Raw genomic sequence first — 22,538 nt, 5'->3', positions numbered from 1 at the left:
CCTTTACTGTCTCAACACAGTGTGCGCCCGAAGGGACTCGAACCCCTAACCTTCTGATCCGTAGTCAGATGCTCTATCCATTGAGCTACGGGCGCCCAGCCCGCTCAGCGGGCCGTAGAACAGCCTACAACAGTCGCGACGGGAAAGCGAAACGAGGCCTCACTCGTCGGCCGAGGCCGCCTTCTGCTGCTTCTTCCGCCGCTTGGCCTTGGCTCTCTGCTCCGACGAGAGCGCCTGCAGATCGACGAGCCGAAGCGCCTGCATACGCGCTTCGCGCATGCGGTTGTAGTCGGGATCCTGATCGGGACGCATGCCTTCGACACGCAGGCGACGGTCGAGGTTGTGGCGCACGTCGGCCCAGGCGGCGTCTCTCGCCTCCTCGACGATCTCGGCGAGGCGCTCGCGGTCCTGCATGATCTCGCGCAGACGCACGGCCACACCGGTGGACTGCTTGGCCCGACGGCGGAGGTTGCGCACATCGCGGTCGCGATAGTCGTGCGTTCCCACCGGATCGGAGTGCCGACCTCTCGCGCGTTTGCGGAGGGCGGTGACGGTGGCCGCAGCTTCTTCCGATTCCTCGGCCATGGCGCGAAGCGCCTCACGCGCATCGTCGATGTACTTGTCCATGTCGAAGACACCGTCTTCGGCGATGGTGCCGATGAGGATGTGGTTCTTCACCGCGAGGCGCGCAGCAGCGGTCGCGATCGCAACGCCTTCGGCGATGGCATCCGCTGTCCGTCCCACCGGTACCTCCTCTCCTTGAGCGTACCGGTATCACTGCGGCCCGGTGTCGGCCAGAATGGTTCGGAATCAGCTTGCCCCACCCATCCGACATCCGCGGGTTCGCACCCGGATCGCGCGCCGCAGGAGCCACATGAAGCACCTCGACCTCACCGGCAGCACCACCGTGATCACCGGAGCCGCCAACGGGATGGGCGCCGACATCGCGCGTCTGCTCGCCGGTCGAGGAACGCACCTCGCGCTCATCGATCACGACGCCGCGGCGCTCGCGACCATCGCCGCGGAACTCACCGACGCCCACGTGACGACGCACGTCGTCGACCTGCGCGATGACGACGCCGTGTTCGCCGCCGCCGCAAGCATCGCCGAGGGGCACCCACGCATCAACGCCCTGATCACGTGCGCCGGATCATCGATGCTCGGCGACATCGACCAGCTCACGATGGAGGAGATGCGCTGGCTCACCGATGTGAACCTGTGGGGCACGGTCTCGATCACCAAGGCACTCCTCCCCGCGCTCCGCGCAGCTCCGGCCGCGCATATCACGCACCTGGCCAGCGTCTACGCACTCGCCGCCCCCGCCGGACGCATCCCCTACGCCGTGAGCAAGTTCGCCGTGCGCGCCTTCTCCGAGGCACTGCGGCATGAGCTGGAGGGCACCTCGGTCAGCGTCGGCGCCGTCTACCCCGCGGGCGTGCGCACCGGCATCATCCTGCACGGGCGGTACGCCGCCGCGATCGATCCGGCCGTGGCCGCCCGCGCCGCCGCCGCGCAGGCCCGGATGTACCACACCGAGCCCGCGGACGCGGCGGCGCGCATCGTCCGGGCGACCGAACGACGCTCCGCGCGCACCATGGTCGGACGCGAGGCCCGCCTGATCGATGTGCTCACCCGCGTCGCGCCATCGTCGTACTGGCGGGTGATGCGGCGGCCGCTGCGTGCCGCCATCGACACGACGACACCGGCGGACTGATCCGGGCCTGTGAGCGACTCCGCTCAGCGGACGGCGCCCACCCAGATGCCCGAGGCCCAGGCCTGCTGCTCGCCGTCGCAGCTGACCGATCCGGGGTACCCCCGCACCACGGCCATGCAGTTGGCGAGGAACTCGGGGTCGCTGCCGAACAGCGCCCCGTAGGCTCCGGACGACGTGAGCGAGCCCCACACGCGGAACTGGTAGATGTGCGCGAGCTCGTGCGCCATGGCCCAGTTCAGCCGACCGTCGCTCCAGTTCACGATGTCGGCGCGGTACTTGATGTATCCGTTGCTGTTGGCGCACGCCGGGGCGTTGCCGCCCGCGCACGACGAGGACTCGTAGAGCCCGACACCTCCGCCCCCGACGAGGTCGAGGGCTGCCCGCACCCGCGCATACCCGTCCGGGCCGCTCGACGACCATGCCGGCCCGCCGGGGCCCGAGGTCTGAGCCGCTTGCCACGAGGCGACCTCGGTGCCCACCTTCTCGGCGAGCGCGTGGACGGTGGCCGTGGCCGCGGCGACCGTTTCGGGGTTCTCCTTCTCTGCGACCACGGTCTGCTGCGCCGAGAGTGCGGCGGCGCGATGCGTGGCCGTGTCCACCCGTCCCTCCGCCCCCTGGAGCGCGGTGGTCAGCGCCTGCAGTTCGGCGAGGAAGGCGGGGCGCAGGGCGAGGACCGCGGCACGTTCTGCGGTGTCCTGCTCCGCGCGGCCGACGGCGGCGTCGAGGTAGTCAGTGCGCTGACTGGCGTCGTGATATCGGTCGTTCAGGGCCTCGAGCTGCGCGATGGCTGCCGATCTCTCGTTCTCGAGAGCGTCGGCTCTGCCGACCATCCCCCCGACGAGCAGCACGGAGGCCGCGACCGTGACAGCCAGCACGCGCCGGATCACGGCAGGAATCCCGTCGTGTCGGCGATGTCCGCGTCCTGATCGGCGAGCTGCGAGCGAAGGGCTGTGAGCTTCTCTGCGAGCTCCAGGTTCTCGCCGCGAGATTCATCCAGCGCGCGCTCGATCCTCACGATCTCCGCTTTGACCGCGGCGATCGACTCCAGACGCTCCTGGTCGGCGATCACGACGAGCGAGATCCCACCGACCAGCAGGAGGCATCCGACAGCGACAGCAAGATTCCGCATCTCGCTCCCCAGGACAGCGCAACAGTTCCGGACCGACTCCGATCGCCCCAATATACAACCGGAGCCGTCTCTGCAGCCCCCCGACCGCGAGAGACGGTGGGCCCGACGGGTCAGGCGCTCAGATCGCCGCGCTCGGCGAGACGTCGCTCGGCTGCGGACTGTCCGCTGGCCAAGTGCGCCGGCACGATCCGACGCAGCGCTTCGGTGTCGCGCGCCGTCATCGCCTCGAGGATGATGCGGTGCTCGTCCGCCATCGCGAGCAGGTCGTCGTGCTGTCCGAACAACCAACGCAGACGCGTGAGGAAGACGGCGATGAGCTCGCCGAGCATCTCGTTCGCCGCGAGCTCGACGGCGATCTCGTGGAACTCCGCCGCGGCGACCCTGGCCGCCTCGGAGTCCTCGGCGCGAGCGGCCTCGAGTTCGCGTTCGTAGGCTCCACGGATGCGGGCGATCCCGGCCTCATCGTGCCGCTCGGCCGCGAAGACGAAGATCAGCGTCTCGATGGCCTCGCGCACCTCGGCGAAGTCCTGGATGTCGCGGTGGGTGAACTCCCGCACGACCGCCCAGGTACGGGGGCGTGCGACGACGATCCCCTCGGCCACGAGCGTGCGGATGGCTTCGCGAACCGGGAGCCGGGAGACGTTCAGCTCCGCCGCGATATCGCGCTCGACGAGCCGTGCTCCCGGTCTGCGCCGCCCGAGGATGATGTCGTCGCGAAGGACGCGCGTGACTCTCACCGACTCGAGTTCGCCGCCTGCTGCCATAGCCCCCGCCATCTGGGCATTCTCGCACTCCGGGCGGTGTTCCTCAACTTTTGGTATCCCAAGGGTCGCGTGGGTGCGGGCCCTGCGGCGAGGGAGCTCTCCGCCTCCCCCGCCGCACCGGTGCTCAGGGCAGGCGGTTCGCGATCGCGAGGTTCGCGGTGAGCTCCTCGGCGTTCTGCCGGACCACGTAGGCGGGACGGTCTCGCTCGACTCGCCAGGACTCGCTCAGCGGCCCCACATTGACCGTGTCGAATCCGGCCTCGTCGTAGAAGCGGGTCACGAAGGCGACGGCCTCCGCATCATCACCGGCCGTGGCCAGTGCGCGACGATCGGGGGTGCCGGCAGGTGTGCCGTCGGACGTGATCTCCGAAGCGAAGATGTGGTTGAACGCCTTCGCGATCTTCGAGTCGGGGAGGGCGCGCTGCACCAGCTCCGACGTCGTCGTCTCGCCCTTGTCGAGGGCCTCGATGCGGCCGTCCCGCTCGAAGTAGTAGTTGTTCGTGTCGAGGACGATCTTGCCGGCGAGCTGCTCGGCGGGGAGGTCGTCGATGGCGCGCAGCGGCACCGTGACGACCGCGACGTCGGCAGCGGCAGCGGCCTCCTGCGCGGTGGCCGCCCGAGCCTTGGGGCCGAGTTCGGCGACCAGATCGGCGAGCGTCTCCGGCCCGCGGGAGTTGGCGATCACCACGTCGTAGCCGTTCGCGATCGCCACGCGCGCGACCTGGCTGCCGATGTGTCCTGCACCGATGATTCCGAGAGTTGTCATGTGGGGACCAACGTCAGGCGCGCGCGGCTATTCCCGTCGAGTCGTCTCGTGACCGCGGATCAGAGGTCGCGCAGCAGGCTCTCCTCGGTGCGCCGGTAGCCGAGCTGTTCGTAGAGCTCGACCGCTCCCTCGTTGAAGCCGAAGACGTGCAGCCCGATCGACTCCGCGCCGAGCCGGCGGGCCTCGCGCTCGGCGGCGTGCATCAGCTCGCGCCCGTACCCCTTGCGGCGCTGATCCGCCGCCACCTCGATGTCGAGGATGAACGCCTGCGGACGGCCGTCGCGCCGACGCATGCCGAACCAGAGGATGCCGACCTCGGTGCCGGCGACGGTGGCGGTGAAGAGCTCCTGCCCCTCGGTATCAAGTCCGTCCGGAAGCTCCGCCCGCATCTGACGATGCGACTCGGCGGCGGCCTCCTCCGGCGTGTACCGGCCGGACTCGACGAGGTCGTGCGCGAAACCCTCCTCAGACGCGGCGACGAAACGGGGGAAGCGCTCCGCGGTCATCGGCCGCACATCGACGTGCCCGGCGACCTCGCGCACCGGAAGCGGCTCCAGCACCATCTGGATCGAGGCGACCTCGAACCCGCGTCCCTCGACGAATGCCCGTGCGGCCGCGTCCTGCGGGACGAGCGGCATGGCGATCTGCGTCGCGCCCCTGTCGCGGGCGATCTGCAGGATGCCGTGGAGAAGATCGCCGGGCCGGGCATCGGTCGACGTCGTCTCGAAGACGAGGTCGAGGAGGAGCAGCTTCTGACCGTTCAGGACCAGCAGGAGCGTTCCGAGCTCGCCATCCGCATCGTCCACGATGCTCGCGACCCACGCCGTCGATGTCGCGACGCCTTCGGGGAACAGCTCGTCGAAGGTGTGCTCGACGTGGCTGACCGCGTCTGCGCCGAGGCGTCGTCCCGAGCGCCTGTTGCCGTCGATGAGGCGCTGCCGCGACGCCGCCCTCCACTCGTCGAAGCGCGCGGCGGGCAGAGGCGTCAGGTGCAGGGGCATGCCTCCATCCTGCACCTCAGCTGCGGGTCAGCGCGTCCTCTGCGGCGACCCAGGCGAGCATGGCGCACTTGACCCTGGCGACGTACTTCGACACTCCGCCGAGGGCCGCGGCGTCGCCGAGCAGCTCCTCGTCGGGTTCGATCTTGCCGCGGGATCGCATCGCCTCACGGAATGCCGCGATGCGCACCTCGAGGTCTTCGATGCTGAGTCCTTCGGCGAGTTCCGCCAGCAGGGAGGCCGAGGCCTGGGAGATCGCGCACCCGTGGCCCTCCCAGGCGATCGCCTCGACGCTGCCGTCGGCGTCGCGATGCACCTGGAGGGTAATCTCGTCACCGCAGGTCGGGTTCAGCTGGTGGGACTGCGCCGGGATCTCCTCGCGGAGTCCGTAGCCGTGCGGCGTGCGCGAGTGGTCCAGGATCAGCTCCTGGTACAGGTTCTGCAGGTCGCTCATGCGCCCCTCCGGAAGAAGTCGATCGCTCCGGCGACGCCCTCGATCACGGCGTCCACCTCGGCATCGGTCGTGTACAGGTAGGTGCTCGCCCTGGTGGACGAGGTCACGCCCAGACGTCGGTGCAACGGCTGCGCGCAGTGGTGGCCGACGCGCACGGCGATGCCGAGGTCGTCGAGGAACTGCCCCACATCGTGCGAGTGGATGCCCTCGACGTCGAAGCTCGCCAGGCCCACACGGGGAAGATCGATTCCGGCGCCGAGCACGCGCACCCCGTCGATCGCGCTCAGCCCGTCGACGAGTCGGCGCCCGAAGGCCGCCTCGTGCGCGGCGATGCGCGGCATCCCCACCTCGGTCAGGTAGCCGACAGCCGCGGCGAGGGCGATCGCCTGCGAGACGCGCTGTGTGCCGGCTTCGAAGCGCTGCGGCGGCGGAAGGTACTCGGCCTCGGTCGTGGTGACCGTCGTGATCATCGACCCGCCCGTCAGGAACGGCGGCAGGGCTGCCAGCACCTCGCGGCGACCGTAGAGGGCGCCGATGCCGGTGGGGCCGAGCATCTTGTGGCCCGACAGCACGGCGAAGTCGACATCGAGGGCGCGGACGTCGAGGGGCAGATGCGGCGCGGACTGGCACGCGTCGAGCAGGGTCAGGGCACCGACCTCCCGCGCGAGGGCCACCAGCTGATCGGCGGGGTTGATCACTCCGAGCACGTTCGAGACATGCGTGAATGCGACGAGCTTCGCGCGCGGGGTGATCAGCTCGGCCGCGGCGTCGAGCCGCAGAGCGCCGTCGTCGTCGAGGGGGATGACCTTCAGCGTCGCACCAGTGCGCGCCGCGAGCTCCTGCCACGGGATGAGATTCGCGTGGTGCTCCATCTCGGTGGTCACGATCTCATCGCCCTCGCGGAGCCGGAATCGCTCGGCGGCGGCTCCCCCGCGCCCGAGCGACGCGTTCGACATCGAGTACGCGACGAGGTTGATCGCCTCGGTCGCATTCGAGGTCCAGACGATCTCGTCGTCGGCGGCTCCCACGAACCGGGCGACGGCGGCGCGCGCGTCTTCGAACAGCTCTGTGGCCTCGGCCGCGAGCGTGTGCGCACCGCGGTGCACCGCGGAGTTCAAGGAGGTGGCGAAGTCACGCTCGGCGTCGAGGACCGCGGTCGGTCGCTGCGACGTCGCTCCCGAATCCAGGTACACGAGCGGATGCCCCTGCACCCGCGCACCCAGGATGGGGAAGTCCCCGCGGATGCGCCGCACCTCGGCCTCGTTCAAGGGGGCGATCACGTCGACACCGGGAGAAACGCTCATCGTTCCAGTTTCCCACCTGTGGGCGACGGGTGGGCGCAGGCGGTCAGTGCCCGTCGAGCATCTTCGCGTCGGCGACCTCGTCGTAGCGGTCCTGCGCTTCGCGCACATCCTCCACATGCGACTCGGCCCAGACCTGCAGAGCCTGGAGCGGCTCGTACAGGGTGCGTCCGAGCGGGGTGAGCAGGTAGCGCGAATGGCCGTCTTCGCCGACCGCGCGGTCCAGCATCCCGTCGCGTTCGAGAGCACGGAGCGTGTCGACGAGCACCTTCTTCGCGATCCCGTCCATCCGGGTGTGCAGTTCGCCGAAGCGCAGCGGCTGCTCGTGCAGGAGCACGACGATCATCGCCGTCCATTTGTTCGCGATGCGCGCGAGCGAGGCGCGCGAGGGGCAGCTGGCGGAGAACACCGTCCACGTGCTCGACATTCGCCGCTCCTTCCGGGTGACGTTGAAGTAACCGCGCCGCTGTCGAGACGCTGGATGCTCCACAGTACCGACCCATCGAGAAGGAGCATCATGTCGGCTATCGACGTCGTAGGACAGTACGGTGCGGCCATGGCCGCCGGAGACATGGAAGCGCTGGCCGCGACCTTCCATCCGGATGCCGTCTGGCACCAGCCGGGGGCGAACCAGGTGTCCGGGAACCATGTCGGACCGGACGCGATCCTCGCGCACCTGGGTCGCTTCATGCAGCTGAGCGGCGGCACGTTCGCACTCGAGACCGAATCGGCGACCGAGAGCGGCAGCCTCGTCTCGGCCACGGTGCGCTTCCGCGCCCAGCGCGAGGGGCACGAGGATCTCGACCAGCACGGGGTCGACGTCTTCCGGGTCGCCGACGGCCGAATCGCCGAGGTCTGGCTGATGAGCGAGGACCAGGAGGCCGAGGACCGCTTCTGGGGCACGGCCTGATCGAGCGGCCGCTGGTCGCGGGCACCGGACGATCGGGAGCTCGACCGTCCGGTGCCTCCGCGTCTAGGCTCATCCCATGATCGCCCAGGACACGCTGCTCGCCTTCGTCGTCGCAGCCTTCGTCATGGTCGTGATCCCCGGGCCCACCGTGCTGTTCACCATCGGGCGGGCGATGGCGCTCGGGCGGATGGGCGGCTTCCTCAGCATCCTGGGCACGGCGGTCGGGTCCATCCTCCTCGTCGTGGCCGTGGCGCTCGGCGTCGGGACGGTGATCGCGCAGTCGGTCGTGCTGTTCACGATCGTCAAGGTGCTCGGCGCCGGGTACCTGATCTTCCTCGGCATCCAGGCCATCCGTCACCGCAAGGACGCGGCGAGAGCGATGGCATCGGCACCCACGCGACGCTCGGGCTGGCGGCTGTTCGCCGAAGGCTTCGTCGTCGGGGTGACCAACCCGAAGTCCATCGCGTTCTTCCTCGCGATCCTGCCGCAGTTCGTCCACCTGGATGCCGGGTCCGTTCCCGCGCAGCTCTTCCTGCTCGGGGCGATCGTCGTGACGATCGGTGTGACCTGCGATGCGGTGTGGGTGCTCCTCGCAAGCGCCGCCCGCGACTGGTTCGGCCGCTCGCCTGGACGCATCGAGGCGATGGGCGCGTCGGGCGGAGGACTCATGATCGCGCTCGGAGCCTTCCTGCTGGTGTGGAGCGAGAAGCCCGCGACTGCCTGAGCGCTCTCGGAGGTCGCGGTCACATGCGCGCGAAGCGGGCCCGAGCGATGCAGAACACGCCGTACACCGCGAAACCCGCTCCCACCGCTCCGAGGACGAGTCCGCCGAGGGGCAGCTCGAGCAGGCTGTGCAGTGCAGCATCGAGCCCTGCGCCCTTCTCCGGGTCCTGGGTGACGGCGGCCACGACGAACAGCACCCCGGTCACGGCCACCGCGACGCCCTTGCCGAAGTAGCCGATCACGCCCAGCGTCACGATGCCGCCGCGCGCGGCCCCCGACGGCAGATCGAGCAGCTTCTCGAAGCCGCGGGTGAAGCCGCCCACGACGAATCCGACCCCGACTCCGACCACGGAGAGACCGACCACGACGAGCAGTGCGACCCCTCCCGGTGCCGAGAGGAGGATCGCACTCAGGGTCTTCGAGGCCGTCTCCGAATCGGCGTTGCCGCCCACGGCGTAGATGAGCGCCATGCCGGCGACCACGAGGTAGGCGAGGGCGATGCCGAAGAGCTTGACGCGCTGACCCCACTTCTTGGTCTCGGCCGGATCGGCGGCGAGGAACGCGCTCGCGATCTGCCATACGGCCAGCGCGATCAGACCGGCCGCGACGAAGACGAGCAGCAGTCCTCCGACCGGGTTCTGGCGGATCTGCTCCATCGCACCGTCCTGGTCGGCGTCGCCCGAGGCGCCGGCGGCGATGGAGATCGCGATCGACCCGATGATGACGTGGATCAGGCCGAGGACGACGAATCCGGCACGGGCGATCCGCCGGAATGCGGAGGACCCTTTGGCGACGCGCGCCACGTGTTTGACCGTGCTCATCGTTGAAGCGTATCCGTCGTGCGGGAGGCCGCGGAGGGGCTTGCGTTCCCGGCTCCCACCGCTCAGACGCCCCGCGTCACCGGCTGCCGGAGGATCGTGCGCAGCTTCGCAGGGTCGGTGCGACGCAGATCGCTCAGGTAGATCTCGTGGTGGCGTCCGCGCATCTGCAGCCCGTTCTCGGGAATGAACCGGTAGTGGAGGTCGTCGAGCACCGGCCCCTCGTCGTCGAACGGACCCACATGCAGCGTCTGCACACAGGCCCCCTCCTCGAGCGTCTCGAGCCGCACCGCATCCAGCGCCGGGATCGGCTCCTTCTTCTTCGCCGCCTTCTGCGCCACGGATTCCACGGCGTGCGCGAACATCGACGCGGTGATGTGGTCGCCGACCATGATCATCGATGTCCACATCCATGCCGACTTGTCGCGCCGGGAGGTGAACGACTCCATGTCGGGTGCATGCCAGAGCCCTTCGAGGGGCATCACCACGGTGTCGATGCCGAGCTCGCTCCGACTCGCGAACTTCAACGCGTACGCCACGGGGAACAGGGCAGAGACAGCGTCCCGGTAGGCGGGCGAGGTGTTCGGATCCCCCGCGCCGTCGATCATCAGGTACTGCAGGGGCGGCACCTCGACGATGCGGAACTCCCCCCGCTTCGCCCGATACGCGTCGAGTGTCTTCTTGGGGTCGATGGCCACCATGATGTGCCTCCCTGGTCCGTGCGCCCAGTGTCGCACGGGGGGCGGACATGGGGCGGCGAGGCGGGGGCGGGTGGTGCGCGGATGCCCACCCGCCCCCGGCCGAGCGTCAGCCGTGCTCGACCGGAAGCCAGAGCTCACACGACGCGGAGTCCCCTGAGAACTCGAGGTAGCGCACGATCGAGGGGCCGGGACGCAGCCGCCAGGGGTTCGACGGGAACCACTCGGTCGCTGTGGCGGCCCACAGATCCTGCAGCGTCTCGGGGAACGGGCCGCGGGCGGCGAAGACCGCCCAGGAGCCGGCTTCGAGATGGAGGGAGTCGAGGTCGTCCGGAACGGGAGTGGTGCTCTGCAGGGCGACGCCATGCAGATAGGTGAGCAGCGTGCCCTCCGGCGCGTCCGGTTCGATGTCAGCGGTGACGGCCAGGATCCCCGACGGCTCGGCGTCGCCGAGATCCTTAAGCCGCGCATGCTCCTGGGACGGGATCGCAGCGATGTGCGCCTGGATGTGCGGGTTGACGCCTTGGTGGATCAACGGGACCTCGGCGGCGTGGCCGACGAGGACGAGCGCGGGCTGGTGGGTGATGGTGACGTCCATGGGGATTCTCCCTTCGACGCTCAGGCGGAACCGGAGCGTTGGTTGAGTGCGGAGAGGACCCCCGTCACGGCGCGCATCGGCTGGACTGATTCCGTGCACCGCCCGGAACGCGCGTCCGAATGCCTCGACCGACCCGTACCCGTGGCGCACGGCCACGTCGAGCAGACTCGCGGCGCCCGCAGCGAGCTCCGCCCCGGCGAGGGTCATCCGACGACGACGCACGTATTCCGAGAACGGCATGCCCGCGAGTGCCGAGAACATCCGGCGCAGGTGATACTCAGTGGTCCCGTGCTCATGCGAGAACGAGGCCACGTCGATCTCCTGGCCCGGGTCTCCCGCGTCGACCAGGTCGATCAGTGCGTTCAGCGTGCCGATCATGAGGTCCTCCTTTCCTCACCATCGTCACCGTCGCGTACCCATCGCGACCCGACTTCTGCGGTCCGATGCGATCAGCGCACGCACTCGATCGGCGTCAGAGTTCGATCACCGTCAGAGTTCGACGGGCGGCGCGGGCTCGGTCTCCGACTCCTCGGGATGGCGCGCGAGGTTCACGATCCCGGCGACCAGGCCGCCCCAGACCGTGACCATCGCGATGATCATCATGACGATCGCTGTCGTGGTCATGCGCCGGCTCCCTTCGTGGTCGTGTCGATCAGCGGGATCGCCGAGGTCTCCGCATCCGGTTCGTATTCTTCCTTCGAGAGGAACTCGTCGTACTCGGGATCGTCCTTCGCGTGCGAGCGCCCGCTCCACGGCAGTGCCGACAGGATCAGAGCCAGCACGACCAGCGCGATGACCATCCCCCAGCCGAAGATCGCGAGGAACCAGCCGGGGTAGCCGCTGTACGGCTCGGAGGTCTTGGCGATCAGTTCGCTGATGAAGAGGTATCCGAGCACCACCGGCGCGAGAACGCCGACGAGCACCTTCCAGATCGTCCCCACACGGAAGCTCGAGCGCCGGTTCAGGTGCTCCACCAGCACCGGCAGCTTGTGCAGCAGCCAGGCCACGATGATCACGGCCACCAGCGCGACCGCCATGATGCCGAAGGAGTTGACGAAGGCGTCCGCCGTATCGAGCACCGACAAGGCCGTGGTCGTGGAGAAGAGTGCCATCGAGATGATCGCCAGCGGGATCGCGACCGTGAGCGTGGTGCGCACCCGAGCCCAGCCGAGCTTGTCCTGCAGCGCAGCCACGATCACCTCGAGGATCGAGATCAGAGAGGTGACACCGGCGAACACCAGTGCCCCGAAGAACAGCACCCCGATGATCGACCCGCCCGTCGCCTGCGACACGATCGTCGGGAAGGCGATGAAGGCGAGTCCGATGCCGGAGGATGCGACGCCGGCGACCTCCGTGCCCTGCGCCTGCGCCATGAAGCCGAGAGCCGCGAAGACACCGATCCCGGCGAGGATCTCGAAGCCCGAGTTCGCGAACGCGACGACGAGTCCGGAGCCGGTGAGATCGGTCTTGCGCTTCAGGTAGGAGGAATAGGTCACCATGATGCCGAAGGCGACGGACAGCGAGAAGAAGATGTGGCCGTAGGCGGATGCCCAGACCCCGGGATCGGCCAGAGCCTCCCAGTTCGGGGTGAAGAACGCGTTCAGGCCGTCCATCGCACCCGGGAGGAACAGGGACTGCACCACGAGGATCGCGAACATGATGGTGAGCAACGGCATCAGGATCATGTTCGCCCGGCCGATGCCACGCTTCACGCCCAGCGCCATGATGACGATCACGATCAGCCAGACCACGACGAGCGGGATGCCGACCTGCGGCACGAACTCGGTGGACACGCCCACCTCGGCGACGTCGGCCGAGCGCAGGAAGTCGATGAAGAAGAAGTCGTTCTCGTTGCCCGCACCCCAGGTGAGCTGGGCCGAGAACCAGGTGTACATGGCCGCCCAGGCGATGATCACCGCGTAGTAGACGGCGATGACGACGCAGATGAGCACCTGCCACCAGCCGAGGGGCTCGGCAGCGCGGTGCATGCGGCGGAACGCCAACGGTGCCGATCCGCGGAAACGGTGGCCGATCGCGTAGTCGAAGAATAGCAGCGGGATGCCGGCCGTGAGCAGGGCGCACAGGTACGGGATCAGGAACGCACCGCCGCCGCCCTCGTAGGCGACGTAGGGGAACCGCCAGATGTTGCCGAGGCCGACCGCGGAGCCGATCGCCGAGAGGATGAACACGTTCCGCGAGCTGAACGCCTCGCGTTTGTGGGTCTGCGTCGTTGCGGTTGCCATGCGGGCGAGACTACCCGAGGGCAGGCCCGCTTCGCACTCGGCACCGGATTCCCCCGTGCAGGAACCAACGAGAAAACCCCCGCCTGAGCGGGGGTTCTTGTGCGGAGACGAGGGGATTTGAACCCCTGGTCCCCGTGAGGGGACTCCACCTTAGCAGGGTGGTGCACTCGGCCGGACTATGCGACGTCTCCAGGCATCCGACCCGAAAGCACGGATGCACCTAGCCATCATAACGGGTCAGACGAGCGGTGACGAACCAGCCCCCCGGGACTCTCCTTCTGGCCGACGCGCAACCGGCCTGAGCGGGGAGGCGCACTCGCGCTGGGATACTGGCCGCACATCGTGGGCGCCCCGCGTCCACCGCGCGGAAGAGGACCGATCATGCCCCGGACAGACACCGTGAAGCCGGAGCACTCCGACACGCCCCCTCGTCGCCGGCGAGACGGCCAGGCCCGCGGATACGCCATCATCCTCGTACTGCTCGTCGTCTCCTACGGCCTGTGCGCCGCGCAGCCGAGCACGGATCCGAGCCCCTGGGCCTTCCTCGCGATGCTGGCGACGATCGCGATGGTGTTCTACGTGACCAGGGCCCGGAACCTCGTCCAACGCGTGTCGTGGGTGGTGCTCTCGGTGGCCGGGGCCTCCGCCGTCGCCGCCGTCCTCTTCGGTGTCGAGGGTCCTCTGCTCGCGATCCCGCTGTCGACGGCGTCGATGATCGCGCTGCTGGTCGCCCCCTGGGCGATCATCGCGCACCAGGTCAACCGACGCGGCCTCGACCTGGAGGCCCTTCTGGCGGCGATCACCGCGTACATCCTGGTCGGGATGTTCTTCGCCTTCGTCTACAACTTGATCTCTCAGTTCTCACCCACCCCCATGTTCGGCGACGAGAATCTCGACTCGCTCGGCAACCAGCTGTTCTTCTCCTTCACGACGCTGACCACGACCGGATACGGCAACCTGGTGCCGGTCGGCACCACCGGACAGGGGATCGCCATCGCCGAGGCCATCACCGGGCAGCTGTTCCTGATCACCGCGGTCGCGCGGATCATGCGGGGTGCCAGCGCGAAGCGCGCCGCGTCATCCGACGCCTGACCCTGCGGCCGCGGTCGAGGAGCGTCGCCGACATCTCCCCGGCCTCGCCCGAAAGGGGTGATGCCCCTCCCGTGATCCCCCCGCGGACTGCGACGATGAGCAGTGCGACGCCGCCCGCATCCGGCCCGGGATCCTCCTCCGGCCCTCCGGCTCCCGCGCCGTCGACAGACGGGTGGGAGGTACGGCATGGGGGACATCGGAAGCGCCGAGGAGCGCGACGAGTTCGCGCCACCGGATGCGGTCGCGCCGGAGTTCGTCGCCAGGTGGAGCCGCGGTCGCGACGCCCGTGCTCGTGCCCCTCGCTCACACCAGGGCCCGTGGCGTCCGGGAGCGGACCGCCCCGACCCGGTCGCGCTGCTCGAGGGGCAGGCCACCACGCGGGATCTCGACATCGTTCCGTTGCGGTACGAGCGGATGTCGGCCTCGCCGTTCGCGTTCTACCGGGGGGCGGCTCTGCTGATGGCCGCCGACCTCGCCACCGCGCCGCACACCGGCATCACCGTGCAGCTGTGCGGTGACGCGCACCTGTCGAACTTCGGCCTGTTCGGCACTCCGGAGCGCCGGCTCATCTTCGACATGAACGACTTCGACGAGACGTTCCCCGGCCCGTTCGAATGGGACGTGAAGCGCCTGGCGACGAGCTTCGCCGTGGCCGGCCGCCATCGTGGTTTCTCCGCGGACGAGGTGCGTGCGTGCGTGCGCGCGTCGGTCGTGGGCTACCGGAAGGCGATGCGGCGCGCGGCCGACTCCCCTGTCCTGGACGCCTGGTACGACCGTTTCGACGCGGAGAGCGCGCGCCGACGGATCCGCGCGGAACGAGATCGGCGACGTGCGGACGACGTGACGGTCGCTCGATTGGATGCGGTGGTGAAGAAGGCGCGCAAGCGGGACCGGATGCGATCGTTCGCGAAGCTCGTGCACGTCGTCGACGGACAGCTCCGGATCATCTCGAACCCGCCGCTGGTGACGCCCGTCGAGGACTTCCTGCCGGGGGCCGGCGCCGACTTCGACGAGGCCGCCCTGATGCGGAGTCTCCTCTCCGAGTACCAGCACACATTGCCGGGTGAGCACCACCCGATCTCCGAGTACCGCTACCGCCACATGGCCCGGATGGTGGGAGGGATCGGCAGCGTCGGCACGAGGGCCTGGGTCGTGCTCCTCAGCGGCAGAGACGATCACGATCCTCTGCTTCTGCAGGCGAAGACCGCGCAGCCTTCCGTCCTCGAGCGCTACCTCGGTCCGGGAACGCACGGGAACGAGGGAGAACGGGTGGCGCGCGGGCAGCGACTCATGCAGGCGGCCAGCGACATCTTCCTCGGATGGCAGCGGGTGGCCGGCGCCGACGGCACGACCCGCGACTTCTACGTGCGCCAGCTGCACGACTGGAAAGGCGGGATCGATCCGGAGACGATGACTCCGCGCGGGGCGGCGCTGTACGCGCGCATCTGCGGCGAGACCCTCGCCCGAGGGCACGCCAGGAGCGGGGACCGCGTCGAGGTCGCCGGGTATCTCGGTCGCGGGCGGGCTTTCGAGGAGGCCGTCTGCGTCTTCGCCGACACCTACGCCGATCAGAACGAGCGCGACTTCACGAGCTTCCGCGACGCGCTCTCCGCGGGGAGGCTCCCCACGAGGGGATCCGCACCCTCGAAGGAGTCGCCATGAAGCGCTGGGGTGTCATCGCCGTCCTCGGATCCGCGCAGTTCGTGATGGTGCTCGACGGCACCGTGATGAACGTGTCGATCTCGACGGTGGTGTCCGACCTCGACACCACCGTCACCGCAATGCAGGGCGCCATCACCTTCTACACCCTCACGATGGCCGCGTTCATGCTGCTGGGCGCGAGGCTGGGCGACGTGTGGGGTCGTCGCAGGGCGTTCGTGATCGGGTCGTGCGTGTACGCGGCGGGCTCGCTGATCACTGCGTTGAGCCCGAACGTGCAGTTCCTCTTCCTCGGCTGGTCGATCGTCGAGGGGCTGGGTGCTGTGCTCGTCATCCCGGCCATCGCCGCGCTCGTCGCCGACAACTACCGGGGAAGCGAGCGCATCACGGCCTTCGCGATCATCGGCGCCGTGTCCGGAGCGGCTGTCGCAGCGGGACCCCTGATCGGAGGATTCGTCACGACGTACTTCGACTGGCGCTACGTGTTCGCCGCCGAGGTGCTCATCATGATCGGTGTGGTGCTGTGCGCCCGCATCGTCACGGATCCGACGCCACGGCAGAGCGTGCGCATCGATCTCCTCAGCGTCGCCCTGTCCTCGATCGGACTGGTCGCGGTGGTGTTCGGGATGCTGCAGAGCAAGACCTGGGGATGGGTGCTTCCGCTGAATCCGCCCACCATCGGCGACGTCGCCATCGCACCGCTCGGCATCTCCCCCGCCGCCTGGTTCATCGTGCTCGGCATCGTGCTCCTCGCACTCTTCTTCTCCCGCCAGCGTCTTCTCGAGAACCTGGGCCGCTCTCCGCTCATCCACGTGGGCATGTTCTCGATCACGTCGCTGCGCAGCGGGCTCTTCGTGCTCGGAGCGCAGTACACGGTGACGGCGGGGCTGTTCTTCATGGTGCCGGTCTATCTGCAGATGACTCTCGGCCTCGATGCGCTGGAGACCGGCGTCCGGATCTTCCCGCTCTCGATCGCCCTCGTGCTGTTCTCCATCGTCGGCACCCGGCTCTCGCGCGTGCTCTCGCCACGCATGATCGTGCGCATCGGGCAGGTGTCCCTCGTCGTGAGCGCCGTCATCCTGCTCGGCTCCGCGACGAGCGACCTGCGCAGCGTGTTCTTCGCGACCGGAATGTTCCTCGCCGGAGCAGCCCTCGGACTGCTCGCCTCGCAGCTGGGGAATGTCAACATGTCGAGCGTGACGGAGAAGGAGACGAGCGAGGTGGGCGGGCTCCAGGGCGTGTTCCAGAACCTCGGCTCGTCGCTGGGAACGGCGCTGATCGGCTCGATCCTCATCGGCGCCCTGTCGACCTCGTTCGCATCGGGAGTCGCGTCGAGCGCTCTCCCCGACGCCACGAAGACGACGGTGGCGAGCGCCACGCAGCAGGGCGTCGCGATCGTGCCGGCAGCGGACGTGGCCGCCATCGCGGAGAAGGCCGGTCTGAGCGACGCGGACGCCGACTCCCTCGCCACGATCTACCGCGACTCGCAGCTGTCTTCACTGCGTATCGCGTTCTTCGCGCTGATCCTCATCAGCCTCCTGTCGCTGTTCTTCTCGAAGGGGATACCCCGCACGAACGACGCCCACCTGCGACGCACCCCGACGACCGGGTGACCCCGGGGCGGCACGGGAGTCGTGGGGCACGAGATCGTCCGACTCCATCGCCGTTGTCCTCGGGATCGGCGAGGATGAGGAGCATGACGATCGTCTCCGCACCGCGCATCGAGCACCACAGGGATCCGATCGGCATCGGCGAGAGCCGCCCCCGTCTGAGCTGGAGGCTCTCCGGCGCACCCGACGGCTGGCGCCAGGAGCGGTATGCGGTCACCGTGGTGCGCGAGGACGGCGAGGAGCGCGTCGAGGTGACGTCCGCCGCCCAGGTCCTGGTCCCCTGGCCGGGCCGGGCGCTCGGTTCGCGAGAGCGCGTCCGTGTGCACGTCGCGGTGCAGGGCGTCGACGGCAGCTGGTCGGACCGGAGTCCCGAGACCTGGCTGGAGACGGGGCTGCTGCATGCCGACGACTGGTCGGCGCAGCCGGTCGGACTCGATCTCGACGAGGACCCGGAGAGCGACGCCCGCCGCGCCACCCTGGTCCGGCGGAGCTTCCGCATCGACGGCACGATCGCCCGCGCCCGGCTCTACGCCACCGCGCACGGCCTGTACGAGGCCGAGATCAACGGCATCCGCGTCGGCTCCGACACGCTCTCACCGGGCTGGACGGTCTACCGCGAGCGTCTGCGGTACTACACCTACGACGTGACCGACCTGCTCGTCGACGGCGAGAACGCGCTCGGCGCCTGGCTCGGAGACGGCTGGTATCGCGGACGTCTCGGCTGGCGCGGCGGCCACCGCAACGTGTTCGGCGGCGACCTCTCCTTCCTCGGGCAGTTGGAGATCGTCTACGCCGACGGGCGACGCGAGACGGTCGCGACCGACGGTTCGTGGAAGGCGGCGCTCTCCCCCATCCTGCGGTCCGGGATCTACGACGGTGAGGACTACGACGCGCGCCAGGAGATCCCCGGGTGGACGACGGCGTCGTTCGACGACGGCGGGTGGCTGCCGGTCGCGGTGCGCACGCGCGACCCGCGCACCCTCGTCGCCCCGACCGCCCCGCCCGTCCGGGTGACGCAGGAGGTCGCGCCGATCGCCGTGCTCACCTCGCCCGGTGGCGCGCGCATCCTCGACTTCGGGCAGAACCTCGTCGGACGGGTGCGCATCCGCGTCGCCGGGCCCCGTGGCGCGACCGTCACACTGCGCACCGCGGAGGTGCTGCAGGAGGGCGAGATCTACACGCGCCCTCTGCGCAGCGCACGCTCCAGCGACTCCTACACACTCGACGGACGTCCCGCGGGCGAGGAGTGGGAACCGCGCTTCACGTTCCACGGCTTCCGGTACGTCGAGGTCTCGGGGTGGCCGGGAGACCTCGATGCGGATGCCGCGGCCGGCGCCCTCATCGCGCGCGTACTGCACACCGACCTGGAGCGCACCGGATGGTTCTCGTGCTCCGACCCTCTGGTCGAGCAGCTGCACCGCAACGTCGTCTGGGGCATGCGCGGGAACTTCGTCGACATCCCCACCGACTGTCCGCAGCGCGATGAGCGCGTGGGCTGGACCGGCGACGTGCAGGTGTTCGGGCCCACCGCCTCGACACTGTTCGACGTCTCCGGGATGCTGTCGGGATGGCTCCGCGACGTCGAGGCCGACCAGCTGCCCGACGGCACGGTGCCCTGGTTCGTGCCGGTGATCCCCTCGCACAAGGTGTGGTCCCCGATCAGGGCGGGAGCCGCCTGGGGTGATGTCGCCACGCTGCTGCCCTGGACCCTCTACCAGCGCTTCGGTGATGACGGCGTGCTGGCGACGCAGTTCGAGAGCGCACGCCGCTGGGTCGACAAGGTCGACTCCCTGGCCGGGCCCGACCGCCTGTGGAACGAGGGCTTCCAGCTCGGCGACTGGCTCGACCCCGCCGCTCCCCCACAGGATCCCGCCGATGCGCGCACCGATCGATATCTCGTGGCGACGGCCTACTTCGCGCGGTCGGCGCGAGCCGTCGCGGATATGGCTCGCGTGCTGGGGCGCACGGCCGATGCGACACACTACGAGAGTCTCGCGGTCGACGTGGCCGCCGCGTTCCGGGATGCGTATGTGCGCGCCGACGGCACGATGACCTCCGACGCACAGACCGCTTACGCCCTGGCCATCGTGTTCGACCTACTCGCCGACGACAGGCGGCGTGCTGTGGCAGGCGCCCGCCTCGCCGATCTCGTGCACACCGCCGGCAACCGCATCGCGACCGGATTCGTGGGCACGCCGCTCGTCTGCGACGCGCTCACCATGACCGGCCACACCGATGCCGCCTACGATCTGCTTCTCGAGCAGGAGTGCCCGTCGTGGCTCTATCAGGTCGTGCAGGGCGCGACGACGGTCTGGGAGCGATGGGACGCGATGCTGCCGGATGGCACCGTGAACCCTGGAACCATGACGTCGTTCAACCACTACGCGCTGGGAGCGGTCGCCGACTGGCTGCACCGCAGCGTGGCCGGACTCGCCCCGGCGGAGCCCGGCTATCGTCGCATCCGCTTCGCCCCGCGGCCGGGCGGCGGTCTGACGCACGCGTCGGCGACGCAGCGCACACCCTACGGCGAGACCTCGATCTCCTGGCATGTCGAGCAGGATGAGCTGCGGGTCGAGGTCGTGGTGCCGGTCGGTGCCACCGCCGAGCTCGATCTGCCAGGCGCGGCCCGTGAGGAGCTCGGGCACGGCGCGCACACGCGCGCCGTGCCCCTGAGTGCGTGACGGCGGTCTCGGCTCAAGCGGCCGTGGGACCGCCCGCGTTCGCCGCCGCGATCAGCTGCTCGATCTGCGCGAAGTCGACGGGAAGCCCGGGGAATCCGGCGAGGCGTCCGATCGGGAAGGACGCCATCATCTTCTGCATCGCCTCGTCGTTCGGCATCATCGATGCCGCGGCCGCATCTCCGCCGAGCCCGCCCATCAGGCCGCCGAGCGCCTGCTGCACGATGGGTCCGGCGATCGGGTGTGTCATCAGGTCCCCGACGGAGGAGTTCATGGTCAGCTCCTGGTGCACCGCGTCACCCGAGATCTCGACCGAGACACGGGAGCGGATGTCGCGGCTGGAGGCGGCCACCTCGACGGTGTACTCGCCACCCTCGACGACCCAGCGGTCGACGCGGATGTCCCAGTAGGCGAGGTCCTCACGCCGCACGACGAGCTCGACGGAGCGGGTCTCCCCCGCGGCCAGGGCGACCGAGGAGAATGCCTTGAGCTCGCGGGGCGCGCGCTGCACGATCGAGGTCGTCGGTGCGACGTAGACCTGCACGACCTCGCGGCCATCGCGGTCGCCGGAGTTGGTGACGTCGAGGCGCACGACGATACCGCCGTCCGCTCCGACCTCGGCCGTCGCACCGGTGTACTCGAACGTCGTGTACGAGAGTCCATGGCCGAACGGGAAGGTCACGTCGAGACCCTTCGCGTCGTACCAGCGGTAGCCGACCAGCAGGCCCTCGCCATAGCGTACGTGTCCGAACTCGCCGGGGAAGTTGCCGAAGGACGGGTTGTCCTCGAGCCGCACGGGCACCGTCTCGGTGAGCTTGCCCGAGGGGTTCACCGCACCGTAGAGCACATCGGCGACGGCGCCGCCACCAGCCTGGCCCAGCAGCCAGCTCTCGATGATCGCGGGCACGCGGTCGGCGAAGGGCAGTGCCACGACCCCGCCGTTGGACAGGACGACCACGACGCGGGGGTTGACCTCGAGCACGGCATCGAGCACGGCCAGCTGCTCGGCAGGCAGGTCGATGTGGTCGCGGTCGAAGCCCTCCGACTCCTCCGCAGCCGGCAGACCGAGGAACAGCACCGCCACGTCCGCCGTCCGGGCGACGCCGACGGCCTCGGCCCGCAGCTCCTCCGCGGTGCGACCGGATGCCTCGACGGCTCCGCCTTCGACCGCGAAGCCCGCGGCATAGCTGACGTTCTCGCCGCCCACGACACGCAGCTCGTCGAGCGCCTTGTCCACGCGGGTGGGGTTGATCAGCGACGAGCCGGCGCCCTGGAAACGCGGTTCGGTCGCGAAGGCACCGATCACGGCGACCTTCTGGTCTGCGGCGAGTGGCAGCAGCGCGCCGTCGTTCTTCAGCAGCACGATCGAGCGACCGGCGGCTTCCCGTGCGAGCGCGTGGTGCGCGTCGACGTCGAGCGGACCTGCGACGGCCGGACGCTCCCCCGCTTTGCGCACGAGGTCGATGGCACGGGCGGCAGCGGTGTCGAGCACGCTTTCGGGAAGGGTTCCCGCGCGCACGGCCGCGACGAGCTGCGCATCGGTCCGTCCACCCGAGGCCGGCATCTCCAGGTCGAGCCCTGCCGCGACGCCGACGACGCGATCGTTCACGGCTCCCCAGTCCGAGACCACGAGACCGTCGAAGCCCCAGTCGTCGCGCAGCACGCTGGTGAGCAGCCACGGGTCCTCCGAGGTCCAGACCCCGTTGAGCTTGTTGTACGAGCACATGACGGTCCAGGGCGCCGCGTCCTTCACGACCCGCTCGAATCCGCGCAGGTAGATCTCGCGCAGCGGGCGCGGGTCCACATCCGAGCTCGCGCGCATGCGGTCGAACTCCTGGTTGTTGGCCGCGAAGTGCTTGAGCGAGGTGCCGACGCCCTTCGACTGGATACCACGGACCGATGCGGCGCCGAGGATGCCGGACACGATCGGGTCCTCCGAGAAGTACTCGAAGTTGCGTCCGCACAGCGGTGAGCGCTTGATGTTGATGCCGGGGCCGAGCACGACGGCCACGTTCTCGATCGCGGCCTCCACCCCGATCGCGGCACCCACCCGTTCGATGATCTCCGGATCGAAGGACGAGCCGATGCCGACGGCGGGCGGGAAGCAGGTGGCGGGGACGCTGCTGGCGAGACCGAGGTGATCGGTGCTGCCGGACTGCTTGCGCAGGCCGTGCGGACCGTCGGTCATCATCACCGACGGGATGCCCACGCGGTCGATGGCCTTCGTGGTCCAGAAGTCTGCGCCGCTGGTGAGCGAAGCCTTCTCCTCGAGGGTGAGGTCGGAAGCCGAGTTCTCGGTCATTGTGTCCCTTTCGCGCACGACGTCGATGTCCTTGCGAAAACCATATGCCCTTCAGTATTAGATATCAAACGACATCCAGGA

At 69.2% G+C, this 22,538-nt stretch carries 22 protein-coding genes and 2 tRNA genes; 7 read left to right on the top strand and 17 right to left on the bottom strand.

Going from position 1 to position 22,538, the window contains the following annotated elements; all coding sequences use genetic code 11:
* Positions 1-22 precede the first annotated feature (22 nt).
* Positions 23-95: transfer RNA gene (locus ACP699_RS14705), tRNA-Arg, on the bottom strand.
* A gap of 64 nt (positions 96-159) precedes the next feature.
* On the bottom strand, positions 160-744 hold the full coding sequence (locus ACP699_RS14700; protein ID WP_017828049.1) for a hypothetical protein: 585 nt from the start codon (positions 742-744) through the stop codon (positions 160-162).
* A gap of 130 nt (positions 745-874) precedes the next feature.
* Here ACP699_RS14700 and ACP699_RS14695 point away from each other — a divergent pair, with 130 nt between their 5' ends.
* Positions 875-1,714, top strand: coding sequence for an SDR family NAD(P)-dependent oxidoreductase (locus ACP699_RS14695; RefSeq protein WP_127481792.1), 840 nt, complete (start codon positions 875-877; stop codon positions 1,712-1,714).
* A 23-nt stretch (positions 1,715-1,737) separates the two neighbouring features.
* On the opposite strand, the gene ACP699_RS14690 is transcribed toward ACP699_RS14695, so the two are convergent.
* The 8 genes from ACP699_RS14690 to ACP699_RS14655 form a co-directional block, all read right to left on the bottom strand.
* Complete coding sequence (locus ACP699_RS14690) at positions 1,738-2,601, bottom strand: hypothetical protein (RefSeq protein ID WP_426172029.1); 864 nt, start codon at positions 2,599-2,601, stop codon at positions 1,738-1,740.
* A complete protein-coding gene (locus tag ACP699_RS14685; RefSeq protein ID WP_055869848.1) occupies positions 2,598-2,843 on the bottom strand; it encodes a hypothetical protein in 246 nt (81 codons plus the stop codon). The genes ACP699_RS14690 and ACP699_RS14685 overlap by 4 nt, the downstream gene beginning before the upstream one ends.
* 110 nt (positions 2,844-2,953) lie before the next feature.
* Positions 2,954-3,619, bottom strand: coding sequence for a GntR family transcriptional regulator (locus ACP699_RS14680; RefSeq protein ID WP_127481790.1), 666 nt, complete (start codon positions 3,617-3,619; stop codon positions 2,954-2,956).
* 112 nt (positions 3,620-3,731) lie between these two features.
* The gene (locus ACP699_RS14675; RefSeq protein ID WP_055869845.1) at positions 3,732-4,373 is read right to left on the bottom strand and encodes an NADPH-dependent F420 reductase; all 642 of its coding nucleotides are present in this window, start codon (positions 4,371-4,373) and stop codon (positions 3,732-3,734) included.
* Positions 4,374-4,432: 59 nt separating this feature from the next.
* Positions 4,433-5,374 (bottom strand): GNAT family N-acetyltransferase, encoded by a 942-nt coding sequence (locus tag ACP699_RS14670; protein WP_426172026.1) that lies wholly within the window; start codon positions 5,372-5,374, stop codon positions 4,433-4,435.
* Between the two features lie 16 nt (positions 5,375-5,390).
* The gene (sufU, locus tag ACP699_RS14665; protein ID WP_426172024.1) at positions 5,391-5,825 is read right to left on the bottom strand and encodes a Fe-S cluster assembly sulfur transfer protein SufU; all 435 of its coding nucleotides are present in this window, start codon (positions 5,823-5,825) and stop codon (positions 5,391-5,393) included.
* Positions 5,822-7,129 carry an aminotransferase class V-fold PLP-dependent enzyme gene (locus ACP699_RS14660; protein WP_426172022.1) on the bottom strand — a complete coding sequence of 436 codons (1,308 nt, stop codon included), beginning with the start codon at positions 7,127-7,129 and terminating at the stop codon, positions 5,822-5,824. The genes sufU and ACP699_RS14660 overlap by 4 nt, the downstream gene beginning before the upstream one ends.
* Before the next feature lie 43 nt (positions 7,130-7,172).
* Positions 7,173-7,553, bottom strand: a complete 381-nt coding sequence (locus tag ACP699_RS14655) for a winged helix-turn-helix transcriptional regulator (protein WP_055869835.1) — start codon at positions 7,551-7,553, stop codon at positions 7,173-7,175.
* Positions 7,554-7,643: 90 nt separating this feature from the next.
* Here ACP699_RS14655 and ACP699_RS14650 point away from each other — a divergent pair, with 90 nt between their 5' ends.
* Together ACP699_RS14650 and ACP699_RS14645 are read left to right on the top strand one after the other, a co-directional pair.
* Complete coding sequence (locus ACP699_RS14650) at positions 7,644-8,036, top strand: nuclear transport factor 2 family protein (protein WP_426172020.1); 393 nt, start codon at positions 7,644-7,646, stop codon at positions 8,034-8,036.
* Positions 8,037-8,112: 76 nt separating this feature from the next.
* Positions 8,113-8,760: a LysE family translocator gene (locus ACP699_RS14645; RefSeq protein WP_426172018.1), complete on the top strand. Its 648-nt coding sequence runs from the start codon at positions 8,113-8,115 to the stop codon at positions 8,758-8,760.
* A 19-nt stretch (positions 8,761-8,779) separates the two neighbouring features.
* On the opposite strand, the gene ACP699_RS14640 is transcribed toward ACP699_RS14645, so the two are convergent.
* From ACP699_RS14640 to ACP699_RS14615, 6 genes are all read right to left on the bottom strand, one after another.
* On the bottom strand, positions 8,780-9,580 hold the full coding sequence (locus tag ACP699_RS14640; protein ID WP_055869829.1) for a DUF1206 domain-containing protein: 801 nt from the start codon (positions 9,578-9,580) through the stop codon (positions 8,780-8,782).
* A 62-nt stretch (positions 9,581-9,642) separates the two neighbouring features.
* Positions 9,643-10,278 (bottom strand): GyrI-like domain-containing protein, encoded by a 636-nt coding sequence (locus tag ACP699_RS14635; RefSeq protein ID WP_426172015.1) that lies wholly within the window; start codon positions 10,276-10,278, stop codon positions 9,643-9,645.
* A gap of 106 nt (positions 10,279-10,384) precedes the next feature.
* Complete coding sequence (locus ACP699_RS14630) at positions 10,385-11,251, bottom strand: AraC family transcriptional regulator (protein WP_314475394.1); 867 nt, start codon at positions 11,249-11,251, stop codon at positions 10,385-10,387.
* Positions 11,252-11,362: 111 nt separating this feature from the next.
* Positions 11,363-11,497, bottom strand: coding sequence for a methionine/alanine import family NSS transporter small subunit (locus tag ACP699_RS14625; protein ID WP_082524373.1), 135 nt, complete (start codon positions 11,495-11,497; stop codon positions 11,363-11,365).
* Positions 11,494-13,116: a sodium-dependent transporter gene (locus tag ACP699_RS14620; protein WP_055869823.1), complete on the bottom strand. Its 1,623-nt coding sequence runs from the start codon at positions 13,114-13,116 to the stop codon at positions 11,494-11,496. The genes ACP699_RS14625 and ACP699_RS14620 overlap by 4 nt, the downstream gene beginning before the upstream one ends.
* Before the next feature lie 102 nt (positions 13,117-13,218).
* Positions 13,219-13,307: transfer RNA gene (locus ACP699_RS14615), tRNA-Ser, on the bottom strand.
* 190 nt (positions 13,308-13,497) lie between these two features.
* Here ACP699_RS14615 and ACP699_RS14610 point away from each other — a divergent pair.
* The 4 genes from ACP699_RS14610 to ACP699_RS14595 all read left to right on the top strand — a co-directional run bounded on the left by ACP699_RS14610 (position 13,498) and on the right by ACP699_RS14595 (position 20,158).
* Complete coding sequence (locus ACP699_RS14610; RefSeq protein WP_426172012.1) at positions 13,498-14,208, top strand: ion channel; 711 nt, start codon at positions 13,498-13,500, stop codon at positions 14,206-14,208.
* Positions 14,209-14,394: 186 nt separating this feature from the next.
* Positions 14,395-15,870, top strand: a complete 1,476-nt coding sequence (locus tag ACP699_RS14605) for a DUF2252 domain-containing protein (protein ID WP_426172010.1) — start codon at positions 14,395-14,397, stop codon at positions 15,868-15,870.
* Complete coding sequence (locus ACP699_RS14600; protein WP_151486906.1) at positions 15,867-17,480, top strand: MFS transporter; 1,614 nt, start codon at positions 15,867-15,869, stop codon at positions 17,478-17,480. The genes ACP699_RS14605 and ACP699_RS14600 overlap by 4 nt, the downstream gene beginning before the upstream one ends.
* 83 nt (positions 17,481-17,563) lie before the next feature.
* Positions 17,564-20,158: a glycoside hydrolase family 78 protein gene (locus ACP699_RS14595; protein WP_127481781.1), complete on the top strand. Its 2,595-nt coding sequence runs from the start codon at positions 17,564-17,566 to the stop codon at positions 20,156-20,158.
* Positions 20,159-20,171: 13 nt separating this feature from the next.
* Here the strand turns inward: ACP699_RS14595 and ACP699_RS14590 are convergent, their stop codons facing one another.
* Positions 20,172-22,457, bottom strand: coding sequence for a glycoside hydrolase family 3 C-terminal domain-containing protein (locus tag ACP699_RS14590; RefSeq protein ID WP_127481780.1), 2,286 nt, complete (start codon positions 22,455-22,457; stop codon positions 20,172-20,174).
* Positions 22,458-22,538: the final 81 nt, after the last annotated feature.

This window comes from Microbacterium sp. DWRC1-3 (genome assembly GCF_049896645.1).
Lineage (GTDB): Bacteria > Actinomycetota > Actinomycetes > Actinomycetales > Microbacteriaceae > Microbacterium > Microbacterium maritypicum.
Note: the sequence above shows the minus strand (reverse complement) of the source record. Positions and strands in the feature narration are given on the sequence as shown.